The 18,091-nt window shown below is 68.0% G+C and carries 16 protein-coding genes; 5 read left to right on the forward strand and 11 right to left on the reverse strand.

Annotated features, from left to right (window positions below; genetic code table 11):
* Positions 1-55: 55 nt before the first annotated feature.
* Positions 56-1,651: a hypothetical protein gene (locus D578_RS0103715; RefSeq protein ID WP_018948637.1), complete on the reverse strand. Its 1,596-nt coding sequence runs from the start codon at positions 1,649-1,651 to the stop codon at positions 56-58.
* A gap of 13 nt (positions 1,652-1,664) precedes the next feature.
* Positions 1,665-2,249, reverse strand: coding sequence for a cytochrome b (locus D578_RS0103720; RefSeq protein ID WP_018948638.1), 585 nt, complete (start codon positions 2,247-2,249; stop codon positions 1,665-1,667).
* Positions 2,250-2,675: 426 nt separating this feature from the next.
* On the opposite strand from D578_RS0103720, the gene D578_RS0103725 reads away from it, so the two are divergent.
* From D578_RS0103725 to D578_RS0103745, 4 genes are all read left to right on the forward strand, one after another.
* Positions 2,676-3,422, forward strand: a complete 747-nt coding sequence (locus D578_RS0103725; RefSeq protein ID WP_026289158.1) for an HAD family hydrolase — start codon at positions 2,676-2,678, stop codon at positions 3,420-3,422.
* A 99-nt stretch (positions 3,423-3,521) separates the two neighbouring features.
* On the forward strand, positions 3,522-4,802 hold the full coding sequence (locus tag D578_RS0103730) for a DNA repair exonuclease (protein WP_018948640.1): 1,281 nt from the start codon (positions 3,522-3,524) through the stop codon (positions 4,800-4,802).
* Positions 4,803-4,809: 7 nt separating this feature from the next.
* Positions 4,810-8,265, forward strand: coding sequence for an AAA family ATPase (locus D578_RS0103735; RefSeq protein ID WP_018948641.1), 3,456 nt, complete (start codon positions 4,810-4,812; stop codon positions 8,263-8,265).
* Positions 8,266-8,742: 477 nt separating this feature from the next.
* On the forward strand, positions 8,743-9,603 hold the full coding sequence (locus D578_RS0103745) for a PA4780 family RIO1-like protein kinase (protein WP_018948642.1): 861 nt from the start codon (positions 8,743-8,745) through the stop codon (positions 9,601-9,603).
* Positions 9,604-9,798: 195 nt separating this feature from the next.
* Here the strand turns inward: D578_RS0103745 and kdsB are convergent, their stop codons facing one another.
* The 9 genes from kdsB to cysM form a co-directional block, all read right to left on the reverse strand.
* A complete protein-coding gene (gene kdsB, locus D578_RS0103750; protein WP_018948643.1) occupies positions 9,799-10,566 on the reverse strand; it encodes a 3-deoxy-manno-octulosonate cytidylyltransferase in 768 nt (255 codons plus the stop codon).
* A gap of 11 nt (positions 10,567-10,577) precedes the next feature.
* A complete protein-coding gene (locus tag D578_RS0103755; protein WP_018169424.1) occupies positions 10,578-10,772 on the reverse strand; it encodes a Trm112 family protein in 195 nt (64 codons plus the stop codon).
* 3 nt (positions 10,773-10,775) lie between these two features.
* The gene (lpxK, locus tag D578_RS0103760; RefSeq protein ID WP_018948644.1) at positions 10,776-11,798 is read right to left on the reverse strand and encodes a tetraacyldisaccharide 4'-kinase; all 1,023 of its coding nucleotides are present in this window, start codon (positions 11,796-11,798) and stop codon (positions 10,776-10,778) included.
* Positions 11,799-11,800: 2 nt separating this feature from the next.
* Positions 11,801-12,937 (reverse strand): glycosyltransferase N-terminal domain-containing protein, encoded by a 1,137-nt coding sequence (locus tag D578_RS0103765; RefSeq protein ID WP_018948645.1) that lies wholly within the window; start codon positions 12,935-12,937, stop codon positions 11,801-11,803.
* A 71-nt stretch (positions 12,938-13,008) separates the two neighbouring features.
* Positions 13,009-13,437: a biopolymer transporter ExbD gene (locus D578_RS0103770; RefSeq protein WP_018650355.1), complete on the reverse strand. Its 429-nt coding sequence runs from the start codon at positions 13,435-13,437 to the stop codon at positions 13,009-13,011.
* Entirely contained in the window at positions 13,434-14,072 is a 639-nt protein-coding gene (locus tag D578_RS0103775; RefSeq protein ID WP_018948646.1) for a MotA/TolQ/ExbB proton channel family protein, read from the reverse strand. The genes D578_RS0103770 and D578_RS0103775 overlap by 4 nt, the downstream gene beginning before the upstream one ends.
* 27 nt (positions 14,073-14,099) lie before the next feature.
* Positions 14,100-15,428 carry a 23S rRNA (uracil(1939)-C(5))-methyltransferase RlmD gene (gene rlmD, locus D578_RS0103780; protein WP_018948647.1) on the reverse strand — a complete coding sequence of 443 codons (1,329 nt, stop codon included), beginning with the start codon at positions 15,426-15,428 and terminating at the stop codon, positions 14,100-14,102.
* Positions 15,428-16,234 (reverse strand): 3'-5' exonuclease, encoded by an 807-nt coding sequence (locus tag D578_RS0103785; RefSeq protein ID WP_018948648.1) that lies wholly within the window; start codon positions 16,232-16,234, stop codon positions 15,428-15,430. The genes rlmD and D578_RS0103785 overlap by 1 nt, the downstream gene beginning before the upstream one ends.
* On the reverse strand, positions 16,231-17,142 hold the full coding sequence (gene cysM / locus D578_RS0103790) for a cysteine synthase CysM (RefSeq protein ID WP_018948649.1): 912 nt from the start codon (positions 17,140-17,142) through the stop codon (positions 16,231-16,233). Before cysM ends, D578_RS0103785 begins: the two co-directional genes overlap by 4 nt.
* Positions 17,143-17,371: 229 nt before the next feature.
* Here cysM and D578_RS0103795 point away from each other — a divergent pair, with 229 nt between their 5' ends.
* Complete coding sequence (locus D578_RS0103795; RefSeq protein ID WP_018948650.1) at positions 17,372-18,079, forward strand: MarC family protein; 708 nt, start codon at positions 17,372-17,374, stop codon at positions 18,077-18,079.
* Positions 18,080-18,091: the final 12 nt, after the last annotated feature.

Genomic DNA, 18,091 nt, shown 5'->3' on the forward strand with positions numbered 1-18,091 from the left:
AGGATGAACCAGGCCCAGCCATTCGACTCGAGAAACTGCAACAGTCGCCGGTCGATCAGTCCTTGCCGGGCGCCCCGCCAAATGCATCGCGCAGCCAACCACGCAGGGCATCAAACCCGTGCTCCGCCTGCTCCGAAGGCGGCTGCATGCCCGGCACGAAGCCGCGCGCCCGAAACGGCTCCAGCAACTGCGGATCGCCGGAGATCACGTGCACGGGCACCGCCCAACTGGTGTCCAGACCGGTGATCAAGGCGGCCGACGGGTGGTCGCCCAGCATAACGAACAAGGTTTCCTCGTCGGCAAACCGGGCGGCGTAGGCCCCGGTCACCTCCAGCGAGTAACGCACCGACTCCGCGTAGTACTCGCGCACGCGGTCGAAGTCGCGCCACAGCGTCTCCGGCGCAGGCCCCTGGTCGGCCCACTGGTCAAAGATGGCGCCATCACCGATGCCGTCCCAGTCCTCCAGCACCGGCAGGATCGGCGTCCAGGGCGCATGCGAACTGACCAGGGCCAGCATTGCGAATATCGGATCTTCGGATGCAGCGCGCACCTCGCGCTCAAAGAACGACCAGGTGTACTGATCCGGCATGGTCACCCAAAAAAACGGCGGCCCGGCGTAGTCGAATGCGTGCTTGTCCACGATCCGGTCCCAGCCGAACCAGCGGCCCTCCGGCCAATCGAGCTGAATTGCAGGCGCCAGCATGGCCGTGTGGTGCCCGGTGGCCTGAAAGTCCTGCACCAGGGTATCGCGGGGCTCGGCCTGCAACGCGTCGTAGTGCCCGGCGTAACGAACCTGCAGACCCGACAGTAGCGAGGCGTGCGCCAGCCAGGACTGCCCGCCGGCAATCGGCGCCTCCAGGACGCCGGTCACCACGTGCAATCCCGCGGCGTCGAGCTCCTCACCGATCGACTCGAGACTCGGCACGATCACCGGCGCGTAGCGCGCGTCGAAAACAGCGGAGACGCCGTAGGACTCCACCAGCCCCAGGATCACGTCCACTCCGGAAAGCCCCGGCAGCGGCTGTGCCCCGGCCTGCTTACGGCTCTTCTCCAGCCGCGCACGGAAGTCCTGGTTCTCCGCGATGGCCGCCTGCCCTGCCGCGATCTGCTGCTGCACCATCCCGGCCGCCGGCGCGTCCGTTCCGGCGGGTGCCATATCCCGTACGCCGGTGGCCGTACCCACCAGGCCAAGTCCCAGCAACCCGACCGCAAGGGACAGCGGCACCGGCCGCGCACCTGCCGAACCGCTGCTCAACGCATACAGGCCCCGGCTCGCACCCCAAATCACCGCGATCAGCCCGGCGACCAGAACGATGCCCAGCAACACCGTGGCCGGCGTACCGAGATTCCCGGTCACCAACTGGTACACCGCATCCAGCAGTACCCAGTCCTGGATCACGTTCAGCGGCCGGGTCAGGCTGGCCCGGGTGAGGGCCTCGAACAGGGCCAGGACGACCAGCACCAGCAAGACCCCACCGGCCAGCCAGGCCAGGCCCCGCGCCAAACGACCCGCCGGCAGGAGCGCGAACAGGCCCACCAGCAGTACCGCTTCCCAGGCCAGCCAGTATGGCGCGAGCCCGGCGTAGCGCGGGACTTCCAGACCCAGCAGGACGGCATTCAACGCGACAAGGGTCAGCAGCAATCGCAGCATGGGCGCCCCGGAATCAGCGCCGGGCCGAGCCGAAGGTCATTCTCTGCATCACCCCGTCCCGGCGCACGCGCCAGTGGTAGAGCGCCGCCGCGATGTGCCCCAGCGCCAGGATCAGGATCGTCACCCCCAGCGCCTGGTGCCAGGCGAACAGGACCTCCGAAAGCGCCTCGTTCTCCGGGAACAGCCCCGGCAGGATCAACGGCCCCAGTTGCACCGGATAGCCGCCGGCCGCGGTCGCCCACCACCCGATCACCGGCATCACGATCAGCAGGACATAGAGCAGCCCATGCACCGCCTCCGACCCCAGACGCTGCCAACGGGCGAGTGCCATCGCATAGGGCGGCTTGCCGTGGCGCAGCCGCAGCCCGATGCGCACCAGCATCAAGGCCAGAATCAGCACCCCGAAACTCTTGTGCCAGGTGTAAATGGTGTTCGTTACATCCTCGCCGAATCGCGCCTGCAACCCCTCGAAGCCGAACCAGCCAATCGTCCCACCCAGGCCCAGCGCGCCCAACACCAATACCGCCACCAACCAGTGCAGCACCCGCTGCCCCCGGCTGTAGCGTGGCCAACCATTGGAATCGTTGGTTGTTTGCATGTCGAAGACCTCCTCGTCGCTTCCTTCCCAGCCTAGGGAAACACTGATCAATGTACACACTCGCGTTGGTACCCCAGGTTTCCCGAGACCAGGCGCGTCGCGCAGCGGGTAGTGGTTCTACCCACAAGCGGCGCAACGCAGGATCGGGGAACCTGGGGTACCAACCCCACAAGCGATTGAATGCAGGGGCTCGACCGCCCGTTGTTGACGAAAACGGGCGCGCGCACGGCGTTGCGGCTCCCTTGTGCAGAATGACTGCACGGCGGTCACCGCGCCTTGTTCGCACGCAAAAGCAACTCGAGCGCGAGCGTGTACATTGATCAGTGTTTCCCTAGCCGTCCGTTTCGACCGCAGAATGCCGCGAGTATCCCCAAGGGTGTTATCCGAATGGTCGACCCGCCGCTGTTCCACGCTAACCTTGTAGGGATGAACCATACGCCCGCTCCAGAACCGTTTCGACGCCAAGCCCTCGAGCCCGGCCGTATCCGCTGCCTGACCTTCGACCTCGACGATACGTTGTGGCCAGTGATGCCGGTCATCCACCACGCCGAGGCGCGCTTTTATGCCTGGCTGCGCGAGCAGGCGCCCGAGGTCTGCGAGCGCTTCGGTCCCGAGGCCCTGATTCAGGAGCGCACGGCCTTCATGCGCGCCGCACCGGCGCACGAGCGCCACGACCTGACCGGGCTGCGCAAGCGCTGGCTGCGCGAGATCGCCGAGACCTGCGGCTGCTGCCCGGACCACCTTTCGGGCGAGGGCTTCCAGGTCTTCTGGGAGGCACGCAACGAAGTAACCCCCTACCCCGAGGCCGAGGGCGTGCTGACGACATTGAGTCAGCACTTCCGCCTGGGCGCGATCAGCAACGGCAACGCCGATGTCTTCCGCACCCCGCTGGGGCGCCACTTCGACTTCGCCATCGCCGCCGGCGAGGCGGGTGCAGCCAAGCCCGATCCGGTGATCTTCCGCCAGGCCCGGGAGCGGGCGGGCGTGGCGGCCGACGCCATCCTGCATGTCGGCGACGACGGCGCGGCGGACGTCCTCGGCGCGCTACAGGCGGGTTTTCGCGCGGCCTGGTTCAACCCTAAATCACTGCCCTGGGAACACGGCCATCCGCGCCCTTGCCTGACGCTCGGCCGCCTCGGACAACTCCCGCAGCGACTCGGCGTGGACACCTGATCCGCCACGCAATGCGAGCATCCGGGCGCCCACGCTATTGGCTTCCCGCCGGGATTCTTCCAAACTGCCGCCCATGACCGAGATCCGCGGCGCCCAGCCATGAAACTGCTCTGCGTGGGCGACATCCACCTGGGCCGCCAGCCTTCGCGCATCCCGCCCGGGGTGGACGAGGCCGTGGGCATCGCGGCGCTCGGCCCCGCGGCCGCCTGGCGCCGCAGTGTCGACTACGCCGTGGAACAGGGCATCGACGCGGTGCTGCTGGCCGGCGATGTGGTCGAACAGGAGGACGACTTCTACGAGGCCTACCGCGACCTGAGGGCGGGTGTCGAGCGCCTGACCCAGGCGGGCATCCGGGTACTCGGCGTCGCCGGCAACCATGACGTCCAGGTCCTGCCGCGGCTGGCCGAATCCCTGCCGGCCTTCGAGCTGCTGGGGGCCGGCGGGCAGTGGGAAACCCGCGAGCTGCGCGGCCACGATGATCAGCGTCTACGGATTGCGGGCTGGTCGTTCCCCGAAGCGCGCGTAACCACCAGTCCGCTGGAAGGCGATTTTCCCGCCCCCACAGACTGCCCCACCGTCGGGCTCCTGCACTGCGATCGTGACCAGTCCCGCAGCCCGCACGCCCCCGTGCGCAGCAGCGACCTGGCGGCCGCCCCGGTCGAGGCCTGGCTACTGGGCCACATCCATCGCCCCGATCCGCTGGTCGCACCCCGACCGATGGGCTATCTGGGCTCCCTGAGCGGCATGGATCCGGGCGAGTCCGGCCGCCATGGCCCGTGGTGTCTCGAAATCACCCCGGGCGGCGACCTCGCGATCGAGCAGATTCCATTGGCACCGCTGTACTGGCATACCCTCGAGATCGCCGTGGATGGCCTGCAGCAAGCGGCCGATATCCACCGCCGGGTGACCGAGGCACTGGGAGCCCTCCATGCCGAGCTGGAGACCTGGAGCCACAGGCCTGCGGCCGTCGGCTGCCGCCTGCGGTTGACCGGACGCAGCGATCAACGCCATGCGCTGGAGCGCAGCCTGTACGCCGACGACCCGCGCGCCACACCGCAGGACCTCGGCGGCCGTTTGTATTTCGTCCATGACTGGCGCCTGGAGGCCCTGCCCGCCCTGGACCTGGCGGAACTCGCCGCGGGCAGCGATCCCGCCGCATTGCTGGCCCGCAAGCTCCAGTTGCTGCAAGGCCCGGATAACGCGGCCCGCCGCGAACTCCTGGAGAAGGCCCGGGGTCCGCTCGCCCAGGTGATTCATGACCCGCGTTATCGCGCCCTCGCCCCGGAGGGCCCGGATGACGAGGCGATCGCCCGCCACCTGGAAGCGGCCGCCCTGCACGCCCTTGACCGGCTGCTGCTCCAGCGCGAGAGCGAAGCGTGAGGGCCGCATGAGACTGGACTCACTGGATATCGTCCGCCTGCCGGGCATCCATCCTGGGTTCCGCCTGGACGCCCTGGGGCCGGGCGTGAACGTGGCCATCGGGCCCAACGCGTCCGGAAAATCGAGCCTCGTGCGCGCCTTGCGAGCCGCCCTGTATGCCCAGGAACTGCGCCAGACCGGAGTCCACATCGAGGCGACCTTCGTCGATGCCCAGGGCCCGTTAAAGGCCCATCGGCTGGGGACCGACTTGTCCTGGTCCCGCAATGGCGAACGCGTCGAGGCGCCCCCACTGCCGGATCATCGCTTCATCGACTGCTACACCCTGCGCATCGAGGATCTGCTGAACGCCGACCACGGCACCGAGCAGGAGATCGGCCTGCGGCTGGCCCGCGAACTGGCCGGTGGCTACGACCTGCCCGCCCTGCGCGACGATCCCGCACTGAGCCTGAAGACGACCCATGCCCGTAGCGAGTCCCAGGCGCTGACGGCTGCGGAACAGGAACTGCGCGAGCGCCGTCAGCAGCAACGCGGCCTGCAGCACGACGAACAGCGCCTGACCGACCTGAAGGCGCAACGCCAGCAGACCCAGCGCGCTGCCCACGAGGCCGATCAATACGAACGCGCCCTGGACCTGCTGGGGGCCCGACGCGAACACCGGGATCTGGAGACCCGGATGGCGGCCTTGCCTTCCGGTCTGGACAGGCTCCGCGGCGACGAACTGCAACGCCTCGCCCCACTCCAGGACGAGTTGCGACGCCTGGAACACGAACAACAACAGGCCCGCGAACGACTCGAGGATGCGCGCCAGCGCCGCGAGGGAGCCGGACTGGCGGACCCCGAGCTGGATGCGGATTGCGTGGATGATCAACGCCCCGTGGCACGCAGGCTGCTGGAGCTGGAGAGGGGGCTGGAACAGGCGACGAGCGCGCTGCACGAGGCACAGGCGACACTGCGCCAGGCAACCGAAGAACTGGGGGGCACACCAGAGGCGGCTCCGGCCCTGGACCCCGCCACGCTCCACTCTGTGGAACAGTCCCTGGAAACCCTGCGTGGGCTGCAGGCCGGCATCGCGCAACGGGAAGACGAACTCGCCGCCCTGCCTCCGACTGACGACACCCGGCCCACCCCCGATACACTGCGACGCGGCCGCGACGAGCTGCTGCACTGGCTGGGGTCCCCGCGCCCCACCCCCTGGACCGGCCTGCGCCGGTTCGCCGCCGGGATCGCCCTGCTCGCGGCGGGCGGCGCCATTGGCACCGCGGCGGTCCTGGTACACCCCGCCTTCGCCGTACTCGCGCTCCCGGTCGCCTGGGGCACGTACATCGCCGGTCGTCGCCCGGCGCCCGACAGCATCCCGCGCGAGGCCGCGGAGGCACGTTTCCGCGATACCGGTCTGGCGCTACCCACGGAATGGGCGGCCGACGCGGTCCGCGAGCGCCTGACCCACCTGGAGCGCGAGCTGGAAACTGCGGAGGGCGCCCGACGAACGGCGGAGCGCCGCGCTCGACTCGAACGGGAACTGCAAGAGCGGCGCGCTACCCGCGAGCAGGAAGAGGTGCGCCTGAAGGATATTGCCCGGCAGGTCGGCTTCGACCCCGGCTGCATGGATGCCTCGCTGCAGCGCTGGATCCACCTGACCGCGAACCATGACCGGGCCCGCCAGGCCGTGAACACGGCCCGGGCGGAACAGGAACGCCTGACAGCCGATCTGGAGGCGACCCGGGCACCCGTCATGGCCTTTCTCACCCAGTATGCCGTGGCCCCTCCGGACCCCGACCCTTCGGCGGATGCCCTGGCCCAGCGCCTGGACCGTCTCGCCGCCCGGCTGCAGACGCGGGACACCGCGCTGCGCGAAGAAAAGGCCGCCCAGCGCGAACTCGATCGCCTGCAAGCCGACGCGAACCGCACGCGGGAGCAGATCGCCGCCCTGTACGCAGCGGCCGGCCTGGAAAATGACGATGAATCGACCCTGCGCGAGAGGCTGCGCCTATGGCCCGACTGGCAGGAACTGAGCGGGCAACTGGGTAATGTGCGCGAACGCGAGCGCGAACGCCGCCGCCACCTCGAGGACCGCCCGGACTTGCTGGAGGCGGTCGAGGCCGATGCCGCGGAACCCCTGGAATCGCAACTTCAAACACTGCGCGACCAGGCGGCGGAACGCGACCGGCTGAGCGAGGAGATCGCCCGCATCGAAGCGGCGATCGACCGCGCCGGCCATGAACGCCAGCTGGAAACCGCCCGCGCCCGCCGCGAACTCGCCCGCGACGCCCTGACCCAGCGACTCGATCAGGCCCTGTTCGCCACGGCCGGAAACTTCCTGCTGGACCAGGTCGAGATGGAACACGAACAGGCGGTTCAGCCCGCAGCCCTGCGCCAGGCCCGCGAGTGGTTCCAGCGCTTCACTCGCCATCACTACGAACTTCAGTTCTCACCCCATGCCTCGACCCGATTCAGCGCCCTCGAGACCGCCAGCGGGGCCACCCGCTCGCTCACCGAACTCTCCAGCGGGACGCTGATGCAGCTTCTGCTCGCCGTACGCATCGCCTTTGCGCTGGAGGCCGAACGCGGGCGCAGCGCGCTCCCGCTCATCCTCGACGAGGCGCTGGGCACGGCGGACCCGGACCGCTTCCGGGCGGTGGCCGAAAGCCTGCAGGCACTGGCCCACGAGGCCGGCCGCCAGGTCTTCTACCTGACCGCCCAGCCCGAGGACGCGCGTTACTGGCAGGCACAGGAGTCCAGCGTCGAGATCATTGACCTGGCCGCACGCCGCTGGGGACAGCAAGCGCTGGGTAGCCACGAGCAGCTGAGCCTTCCGGAAACCAAAGCGGTACCCGCCCCCGGCAGCGACACGCCCGAGGACTACGCGCAGCGGATTGGGGGCATTCCCCTGATCGACCCCTGGCAGGATCCGGCCGGTATCCATCTGTTTCACCTGCTGCGAGACCGTCTGGAGCTGTTGCAGCGCCTGCTGGAGCTGGGGGTGGATCGCCTGGGCGCGCTGGAATCCCTGCTACAAGGCCCCGCCGACTCCCTGCTTGAACCCCCGGAATGCCAGACGCTGCAGGCCCGTAGTGAGGCCGCGCGCGCCTGGACTCGCGCCTGGCGCCAGGGTCGCGGCCGCCCGGTAGACCGCGAGGCCCTGGAGGCCTCCGAGGCCGTCAGTGCGACCTTCATCGACGCCGTCTCCGACCTGGCGAACCAGCTGAACGGCAACGGCGAACAGCTCCTGCGCGAACTGGAGAACGGTACGGTCAAGCGCTTCCAGAGCAGTGCTCGCGAACGGCTGTCCGAATGGCTCACCGACAACGGCTATATCGACCCGAACACAATCCTGACCGAGACCGAGCTCGAACACCGCGTGATCGCGACCCTCAAACCGCACCACTCCACACCGGAGCGGGCCATCAGCGAAGGCCAGGCCCTGGCCCGCGCCCTGCAAGGCGGCTTGCACCCGCCCGCCTGAACGGCACGGGGAAGGAAACGCCAGGTGCCTCCTTGCCCTTCTTCGTGCGCTCGCCCCCATGACAATGTTTCGGTGCTATTGTGGAGAGACAACGCTTCGTGACCCCGCCTCGCTGGCGACACCCCGATGGAGACCCTGCTGCCCTATGGCCAAACCGAACTACCAATACGAAAAGCGCCAGCGCGAGCTGAAGAAAGCCGCCAAGCAAGAAGAAAAACGCCAGCAGAAACGGGCACGCAATCAGCCGGATGATCCGTCCGGCGCCCCAGAGGACCCACCCCATGAAGACCATGGATCGTAAGCGCGACAGCAAGAAGAAGGCCGAAAAGACACTGATGGAGAAACGCACCGCCAAGGCGGAGAAGCGCAAACCCAAGATCTTTCTGCCCTGACCCAACCGTTTTGGAACGCACGACGCCGGCCTCCGGGGTTCCCCCCAGGTCGGCGTCGTGCGTTTCGCCAACCCCGTACGCGCTTATGAAAATCCCCAAGATCCTCCAGCCGCTGATCGAAGACGGCGTCATTGATACCGTCCTCGGGCAGCTGCAAAGCGGCAAGGAGGCGAACATCTACCTCGTCCGCAGCGGGGGTGCGACACGCTGTGCCAAGGCGTACAAGGAAGCCAAGCATCGCGGCTTCCACAAACTGGCCGAGTATCAGGAAGGCCGCAAGGTCCGCGGCAGCCGCGATGCGCGGGCCATGGCCCGACGTGGGCGTCACGGCCGCGAGGTCGAGGAGACGCAGTGGAAGAACGCGGAAGTCGAGGCGCTCTACCGCCTTGCCGACGCGGGCGTTCGAGTGCCAGTCCCCTACGGCGTATTCGACCGCGTCCTATTGATGGAACTGGTGCTGGACGCCGACGGCAACACCGCACCCCAGCTGCACGAAGTCGAACTGGACCCAGAGACAGCACGCGAGTGGTTCGCATTCATGATCCGCCAGATCCAGCGCATGCTGTGCGCCGGCCTGATCCATGGGGACCTGTCCGAGTACAACGTACTGGTGGACGCGCACGGGCCCGTCATCATCGACCTCCCCCAGGCCGTCGACGCCGCCGGCAACAACAGCGCATTCCGCATGCTGCAGCGGGACGTGAACAACATGCGCACAACCTTCGGCCGCGTGGACCCCACGCTGCTGGAGACGCAGTACGCCCACGAGATGTGGGACCTGTTCGCCAACGGTGACCTGACTCCGGAAACACCCCTGACCGGGCACTTTGTGCACAGCGAAGAGACCCCCGACGTGGATGGGGTGCTCGACGAGATCGAGGATGCGCGACTGGAGCACGAGGCCTTGCTGGCCGCCCTCGACCCGACCCACCCCGACAACCAATAGGCGGCTGTCCGCGCGATTCTACCGAGCCTGGTCAGGATCGAAGCTCTTTGGCGGGGGCCCTTCGCCTGCAAGCAGGCTCCTACGAGGGCAAGACCCGGTAGGAGCCTGCTTGCAGGCGAACCAACGGCGGCTCGGAAGCGCTCAGGGGCCCTCTGGCCCGCGAAGGATGGGGCTAGTCAGAAGCCCGATTGCGCGTTACACGCGGGCCGTGCCCGAAAAAAAGGCGTCCACGCGGTCCAGGTCCTCGGGGGTATCCACGCCAGGCGGGTGCGCCTCGGCCCGGCGACCGACCTGGATCCAGGCCCCCATGTCCAGCGCGCGTAGCTGTTCCAGCTGCTCCAACTGCTCCAGCGGCGCGGGCGGCTCGGCACTCATGCGCCGCAGGAACCCGGCGCGGTAGGCGTAGAGCCCCAGGTGCCGGATGGCATGGTCGACCGAGGGCGACTGCCCCGCCCGGCGCGCGTCGCGGTCCCAGGGGATCGGGGCACGCGAGAAATACAGGGCCCGGCCGTTGCGGTCGGTCACCAGCTTGACCTGATTGGGGTCGGCCAGATCCTCCGCGCAGCGGATCGGCACGCCCAGGGTGGCCATATCCGCCTGCGGGGTCTGTTCGAGCAGAGCCGCCAGGTCGTTCAGCAGCGGCCCCGGGGTGAGCGGTTCGTCGCCCTGCAGGTTGACCACGATCGACTCATCGTCCCAGCCCTCGGCGGCAGCCACAGCCGCGATGCGGTCGGTGCCGGAAGGGAGTGCGGGATCGGTCAGGAAGGCCTCGACCCCGCACTGACGCGCCACCGCCAGGATGCGTTCATCATCCGCGGCGACGATCACACGGGTGGCGGCGCTCTCCTTCGCACGGCTGATCACATGCGCAATCAGCGGCCGCCCGGCCACCGCGACCAGCGGCTTGCCCGGCAGACGGCTGGAGGCCATGCGTGCCGGAATCACCACGACAAAGCCGGTCATGCCGGGAACGCTCAGGCCTCGCGCCAGCGTTCCTTCTCGTCCTCGGAGAGGCTGCGCGCCTCGTCCTCCAGCATCACCGGGATGTCGTCACGGATCGGATAGGCGAGGCCGGCGGAGACGGAGATCAGTTCCTGATTCTCGCGATCGTACTTGAGCGGACCCTTGGTGACCGGGCAGACCAGAATATCGAGCAGACGCTTGTCCATGCATTACCCCAGGTGTTTGAGCCGACTGACCGTCTCCAGACGCGCGAGTAGCGCCGGCTCGAAAGTGGTTGGCAACCGGGCCGCGATCGGCCAGTACCAATGATTATCCTGCGCAAACGACCGGCATTTTACGGCATCCTTCTCCGTCATCAGAACCGGCAATTCGTCATCGAAGCGGATCTGATGCGGCAGGAAACGGTGATGATCCGGGAACGGATGACGAATGATACCGATCTTCGCTTCTTCGAGGGTGCGGAAGAAACGCTCCGGATCCGCGATCCCGGCGATGGCGTGGGCATCGCGCCGGGCAAAGCGGCCGGGCTTGCGCGACTCCTCCGCCCCGTCCACCCGCTGCAACCGACTGGACGGGACCAGTTCCATCGGGATCTCGCCAGGACCCGGCTCGCCGCCGGTCACGATCACGAAATCGGCCCGCTCACGGGCCCTCTTCGGCTCCCGCAACGGCCCCGCCGGGAGACAAAGCCCATTGCCGAAGCGGCGTCTCCCATCGACCATCAGGATGGTGATGTCGCGTGGCAGGCGGTGATGCTGCATGCCGTCGTCGGCGATCACCACGTCCACGCCCTGGTCGGTCAGGGCCCGCGCCCCGCGCACCCGGTCGCGATCCACCTGCACCGGGACGCCCGTGCGCCGGGCGATCAGCAACGGCTCGTCGCCCACCACCACCGGATCGGAATCGGCCGTCACCGCGATCCCGGCCACATCGCCACGCCCGCCATAGCCGCGACTAACAATGCCCGGGCGATAGCCAGCGGCACGCAGGCGCTTGGCCAGCCAGACCGTCATCGGCGTCTTCCCGCTGCCGCCCAGGGTCAGGTTGCCAACCACGATCACCGCGCGCGCCGGGATAGAGATATCGCGCCGTGCCTGCTCCTGCCGCTGACGGTTCCACTCGGCAAGCCCGGCGTAGCCCAGCGACAACGGGAACATCGCCGCGGCGAACGGCCCGCGCTGGCTCCACTGATCCCACAACCGGGCGCTCAGCCACGCTTGAAAGGAGCCCATGGCTACCAGTCCCAGACCTGCTGCAGCACAGCATCGAAATTGGCATCCACCTGGCGCCGCTCGTCCCAGAAACGCCGCCGCGCGGCATCTCCCTGCTGACGCCGCGCGGCCGGGTCGTCGCTCAACTGCTGCCAGGCCTCCAGCACCGCAGCGGGTTCGCCCAGCACCGCGCAGGGCAACGCCGCCGCCGAGGCCTCGCCCAGGCTCACCGCCGCACCACCGGCCAGCCCCTGCCACAGGGCCTGGCGATCCGACGCGGCGAGATGCACCGCATGGGCGGCGCTGGCCGCAGCGGCAAACCAGCGTCGGTCATCCAGATGCAGGATGGTCCCCGGCGCCAAAACGGAACGATCCCAGGCCGAGACTGCCAGATCCGCGCCGGGCAGCCCGGCCTCGGTCGCATCCCCGCGCAGGCTCGCCAGCAAGATATCGCTCTGCCCCCGGCCAGAGGCCTGCCAGGCCGTGCGCCAGGCGGGCCACTGCTCCGACGTGCCGTGCCACCACCACAGGCGCTCCACGTTACCCCCGACCAATGCGCGCAGGACCACATCGGCCTGGGCCTCGACAAATCGTGCCTGCGGGTCGGCGGGCGCCAGTGCGGCTTCGAACGCGGCCTCCGGCCACGCCTGCGCCCCGGCCGGATCGACCGGCCAGTGGCGCACGACCGGAGGCACTGCCCGGGCGGGCGGCTCGGTATTGACCGCGATCACCGGGACCTCGGCCGCGTGCAGGAGGTTCACCGGGGCCTGACCGCCGGCCAGAAGGATGCCATGGGGCTGAAAACGCTCGAGCACCCGGCGCACCACCCGCGGGCGATCACAGGGGCCATAGCCCACGCCCACCTTGCGAAACGGCTGCATGTGGCGTTCAAAGAGTTCCGGGTAGTCCTGCTCGAAGGTCAGGACGATGCGTACATCCTGGCGCTTGTCGCGCACCGCGCCGAGCAGTTCGATCCCCAGGCGCACCTCCTCGGGCGTGCCGCCGGCCTTGATCCAGATTAGCCGCCCCCGCTCGTCGGGTGGCGTCAGGAAGCCCCGACGGGCCCGCGCACGATTCCCCTCGCCGCGACGATAATCGCGCCAGGTCGCGCTCCAGACCGCAAACTGCCGAGCGCCGTAACCTCCTGCGTCACCCCGCATCCCCCACCTCCTCGCGGCAGGGGACGGTCTCGGGTACAGAGTCAGGCTCGACGTGCTGCAGGTGGTACGCCTCAGTCGTCATCGGCGGCGTCACCCAGGGTGGCGATGGAGACCGAGGTGATGCCCAGGCGACCGACGACATCCAGCGCGCGCACCACCGACTGGTGGGTGGCATTGGCGTCCGCGCGGATCAGCACCGGGTCGTCCTCGCGGCCCTCGCGGGCTTCGGACAGCACACGCTCCAGGGTCTCCGCGCGCCGGTTGATCAGCTCCTGGCCGTTGATGAAGTAGTTGCCGTTGGCATCCACGATGATGTCGATCCACGCGCGCTCAACGGCCTCGGCCTCGCGGTCGGCCGAGGGCAGGGTCAGCTCGATGTCCGCGTGCTGATCGAAGGTGGTGGAGACCATGAAGAAGATCAGCAGCAGGAACACCACATCAATCAATGGCGTCAGATTGACGCCCGGCTCTTCCTGCCGGCTTGGCGTACGGAAGTTCACGCCTTGGCCCCGCCCTCGACCGCACCGGCCTCGCGCTCGCCATGGATCACCTCGACCAGCTTGGTGGCCTCCTGCTCCATCTCCAGCACCAGTTCGTCGATATGCCCACGGAAGTAGCGGTGGAAGGCCAGCGCCGGGATGGCCACGCCGATACCGGTAGCGGTGGTAATCAGGGCCTGCGATATCCCACCGGCCAGATCGCGCGGGCTGCCGACCCCGATCTCGGTGATCACGGTGAACACCTCGATCATCCCGACCACGGTGCCCAGCAGGCCCAGCAGCGGGGTAATCATCGAGATCGTGCCCAGCGTGTTCATATAGCGCTCGAGCTCGTGGGCCACCCGGCGCCCGGCCTCTTCAATGCTCTCCTGGGTGATCTGGCGGGCGCGGTCATGGGTCGCCAGGCCCGCGGCCAGGATTGCGCCCAGCGGGGAAGCGGCGCGCAGGCGCTGGATATCGTCCAGCTTGAGCCCCTGCGTGCGCATCTGTTCCCATACCGAGGTCAGCAGGCGCGGCGGCACGACCCGCGAGCGGCGCAGCGTCCACATCCGCTCCAGCACGATGGCCACGGCCAGTACGGAACACAGCAGGATCGGCAGCATCAGCCACCCGCCCGCTTGTACGATCTCCAGCATGCAATTCCCCTAAAGTATCGAAGCGCGTCAGGCGCGCCGGAACACGGCCATGGATTCCACGTGAGCGGTGTGAGGGAACATGTCCATGATCCCGGCCCGCTCCAGGCGATAGCCATGATGATGCACCAGGCGCTCGGCGTCACGGGCGAGCGTCGCCGGGTTGCAGGACACATAGACCAGGCGCTCGATCCGCTGAGGCGCGAGCGCCTCGATCACCGCAGCCGCGCCGGTGCGCGGCGGATCCAGTAGCACCCGGTCGAAGTCCTCCCCCATCCAGGCGGCGTTCTTCAGCGCCTCCACATCGTCCAGGTCGGCGCGCTCGTAGCGGGTATTGGCGATGCCCTGGTCGCGGGCATTCGCGCGTGCCCGCGCAAGCATCGCGTCGTCCACCTCGACACCGACCACTTCACCCTCGGTCACCGTCCGCGCCAGCGGCAGGGTGAAATTGCCCAGCCCGCAGAACAGGTCCAGCACCCGCTGCCCCGGCTGCAGGTCCAGGGCCTCCAGGGCCTGCGGGACCATCCGGCGATTAATCTGCGCATGCACCTGGATGAAATCGGTCGGCATGAACGGCACCGACACGCCGTAGTCCGGATGGCGGTAGATCAGCGGCTCGATCGGCCCGGCCAGCGGCTCCACCGTGTCCGCACCGCCCGGCTGCAGATACACCTGGATGCCCTCGGCCTCGGCCCAGGCCGACAGGCGCTCAGTATCCGCCTCGGACAGCGGATCAAGGTTGCGGAAGATCAGCGCCACGCGTTCGTCGTCATCCACCGCGACCTCGATCTGCGGCAGACGGTCGCGCGCCTCGAGCCCGTCCATCAGTTCGCGCAGCGCCTGGATACGGCGGCCCACCGCCGGGTGCAGCACCTCGCAGTGGGTCATCTCGGCGAGGTACGGGCTGCCGCGCTCGCGAAAGCCGACCAGCACCCCGCCCTTTTTCGGCACATGCTTGGCCCCCAGCCGCGCGGTGCGGCGATAGCCCAGGGTGTCGGCGGTCAGCGGCTCGAAACGGGCCTCGGGCGTCACGTGCCCGATGCGTTCCAGCGCGTCGAACAGCGCCTGCTCCTTGATCGCCCGCTGGGTCTCGACAGAGGCGTGCTGCAGCTTGCAGCCACCGCACAGGCCAAAGAATTCGCAGGGCGGCTCGGCTCGGCCCGCGGCCGGCTCCAGCACTTCCACCACCTCGGCACTATCGAAGCGGCGTTTGCGCCCGGTCTGCACCGCCACCACGCGCTCGCCCTTCAGCACGCCGTGGATGAAGCAAGCCTTGCCGTCACGCCGGATCACGCCCTGGCCGTCCAGCGTAACCTCCTCGATCCGGGCCTCGAACGGGGTCTTGTCGATGCCTGCCATCAGGTGTCCGTCCCGGCAGGCTGCCAGGCGTCGAGGAATTCGCGGTGGTGCGCCGCACCACTGCCCTCCAGGTACTCGGCCAGCTGCTGCTGCCGGCTGGCCAGGGCGGCGTCGGTCAGGTTGCCGCGCATGTACTCGAAGCGCAGCCAGACCAGATAGGTGTTCAGCACGTCGTGCTCGACGTAGTCGTGGATCTCGGCCTGACGCCCGTCGCGCCAGGCCGGCCAGACCTTCGAGCCGTCCATGCCCAGCTTGCCGGGGAAGCCGAGCAGGCTGGCCATCATGTCGAGGCTGGTGACCGCACGGCCCTGGAACCCGGCCAGTACGTCCATCAGGTCCACATGGCGCCAGTGGAAGCGCGACAGGTAGTTGTTGTAGCGAAACTCACGGTCGTCGTTGCCCTGCTCCCAGTAGCGCGGGGCCTGCACGCCGTTGACCAGCGCGCGGTAATGCAGCACCGGGAGGTCGAAACCGCCGCCGTTCCAGCTAACGAGCTGTGGCGTGCGCTTGTCGATCACGTCGAAGAACTGCCGCAGCAGTTCGGCCTCGGATGGCGCCTGGCCGTCCTCGCCCTCGCGCCCGAAGGCGGAGAGCTTCAGCGCATCACCGCCCTGATAAAGCACGCCGATGGACACGATGCGATGCAGCGGATGCTTGAGGAACTCGGAGCCGGTCTGGGCGCGGCGCAGCGCGAACATGGCCTCGGCCACCTCGTGATCGCTCAGCCCGTCGAAGTCGTGCAGGCGCCGCGCGCCCTCGATGTCCGGGACGGTCTCGAGGTCGAAGATCAGGACCGGGGCACTCATGCGGGGAACACGCCGGTGGAGATGTAGCGATCGCCACGGTCACAGATGATCGCGACGAAGGTGCCGCCCTCGGTCTGCGCCGCCAGCTTCAGGGCAGCGGCCACCGAACCGCCGGATGAGACCCCGGCGAAGATGCCTTCCTCGACGGCCAATCGGTGCATGGTGTCCTCGGCCTCCTCCTGGGTCACGTCCACGGTCTGGTCCACCCGCGAGGCCTCGAAGATGGTCGGCAGATAGGCCTCCGGCCAGCGCCGGATACCGGGGATCGACGCCCCCTCGGCCGGCTGCACGCCGACAATCTGTACGTCCGGGTCGCGTTCCTTGAGATAGTGCGACACGCCCATGATGGTGCCGGTGGTCCCCATCGCGGAGACGAAGTGGGTCACGGTACCCTCTGTATCGCGCCAGATCTCCGGACCGGTGCCGATGTAGTGGGCATCCGGGTTGTCCGGGTTGCCGAACTGGTTCAGCACCCGGCCCTTGCCCTCGGCCTCCATGCGATCGGCCAGGTCACGCGCACCCTCCATGCTCTCCTCGCGCGAGACCAACACCAGCTCGGCACCGAAGGCCTTCATCGAGGCACGGCGCTCGGCGGACATGTTGTCCGGCATCACCAGGATCATGCGGTAGCCCTTCATCGCCGCGACCATCGCCAGCGCAATGCCGGTATTGCCGCTGGTCGCCTCGATCAGGGTGTCGCCAGGCTCAATGTCGCCACGGCGCTCGGCCGCCTGGATCATGTTCAGCGCGGGCCGGTCCTTGACCGAACCGGCGGGGTTGTTGCCCTCGAGCTTCACCAGCACGGTGGACGGCAGGTCTGCCGCCATGCGCTGCAGGCGCACCAGCGGCGTATTGCCGACAAAGTGCTCGAGGGTCGGGAAGGATTCCGGATGCAGGCGTTTCTTCATGCGCGCAGAGTATAACGATCGGGCCCGGTCCATGCCCATGCACGCTCGCCCCATCATCGCGAGGAGCGTAGCGACGTGGCGATCCCCCTATGAAACCACCGGATTCCGACGGCGTGCGGCATTCCAGAGATTGCCACGGGGCCTCGCAATGACGGTGGTCAAAACGACCTCAGTGTCACGACCCAGGCAGGACATCGAAACGACACCGCATTTTGCTTAAGCTAGGGCCATGCTCGTATTGCTCGAATACCTCATCGTCACGTTCCTCGCGGTGTTCGTCATCGTGAACCCGCTGACGACCGCGTTCATCTTCACCGCGATGCTGCCGCGCGCCTCCGAAGAGAAGCGCCGCTCCACCGCCCTGCGCTCGGTGAAAGTCGCCACGGCCCTGCTGTTCGCCTTTGCCCTGCTGGGCGGGGTGATCTTCCAGCTATTCGGTATCACGTTGGCCGCGTTCCGCATCGCCGGCGGCATCATCCTGTTCGGTATCGCGATCGGCATGATCCGGCAGAAGGCGGCCAGCGAGCGCGAGACCGCCGAGGAGGTGAAGGCAGACAAGGGGCAGGTGACCGAGGACATCTCGGTCATCCCGCTGGCCATCCCGTTCATGAGCGGGCCCGGGGCGATCGCAACGGTAATGATCCTGACCAGCGAGGCCCCCACCATCTATCACCTGGTCCTGGTATTCCTGGCGGTGCTGGCCTGCATGGTGGCGTGCTACTACGCGATGATCCATTCGCGCTATCTGGTGAAATTCCTGGGAAATACTGGCAAGGACATCCTGACCAAGGTGTTCGGCCTGATCCTCGCGGTCCTGGCGGTGCAGTTCGTGATCAACGGGGTCAGCGACGCCGCCGTCGGTTTCCTCCTGGATACCCAGGTGCTCGACGGTACCGAGATCGAGGACCCGCGCCTGCCGCCGCGCGAAAACGATTGAGCCGGCGCGCCG

The sequence above is a fragment of the Thioalkalivibrio sp. ALMg11 genome, assembly GCF_000377905.1.
Classification (GTDB): Bacteria; Pseudomonadota; Gammaproteobacteria; order Ectothiorhodospirales; family Ectothiorhodospiraceae; genus Thioalkalivibrio.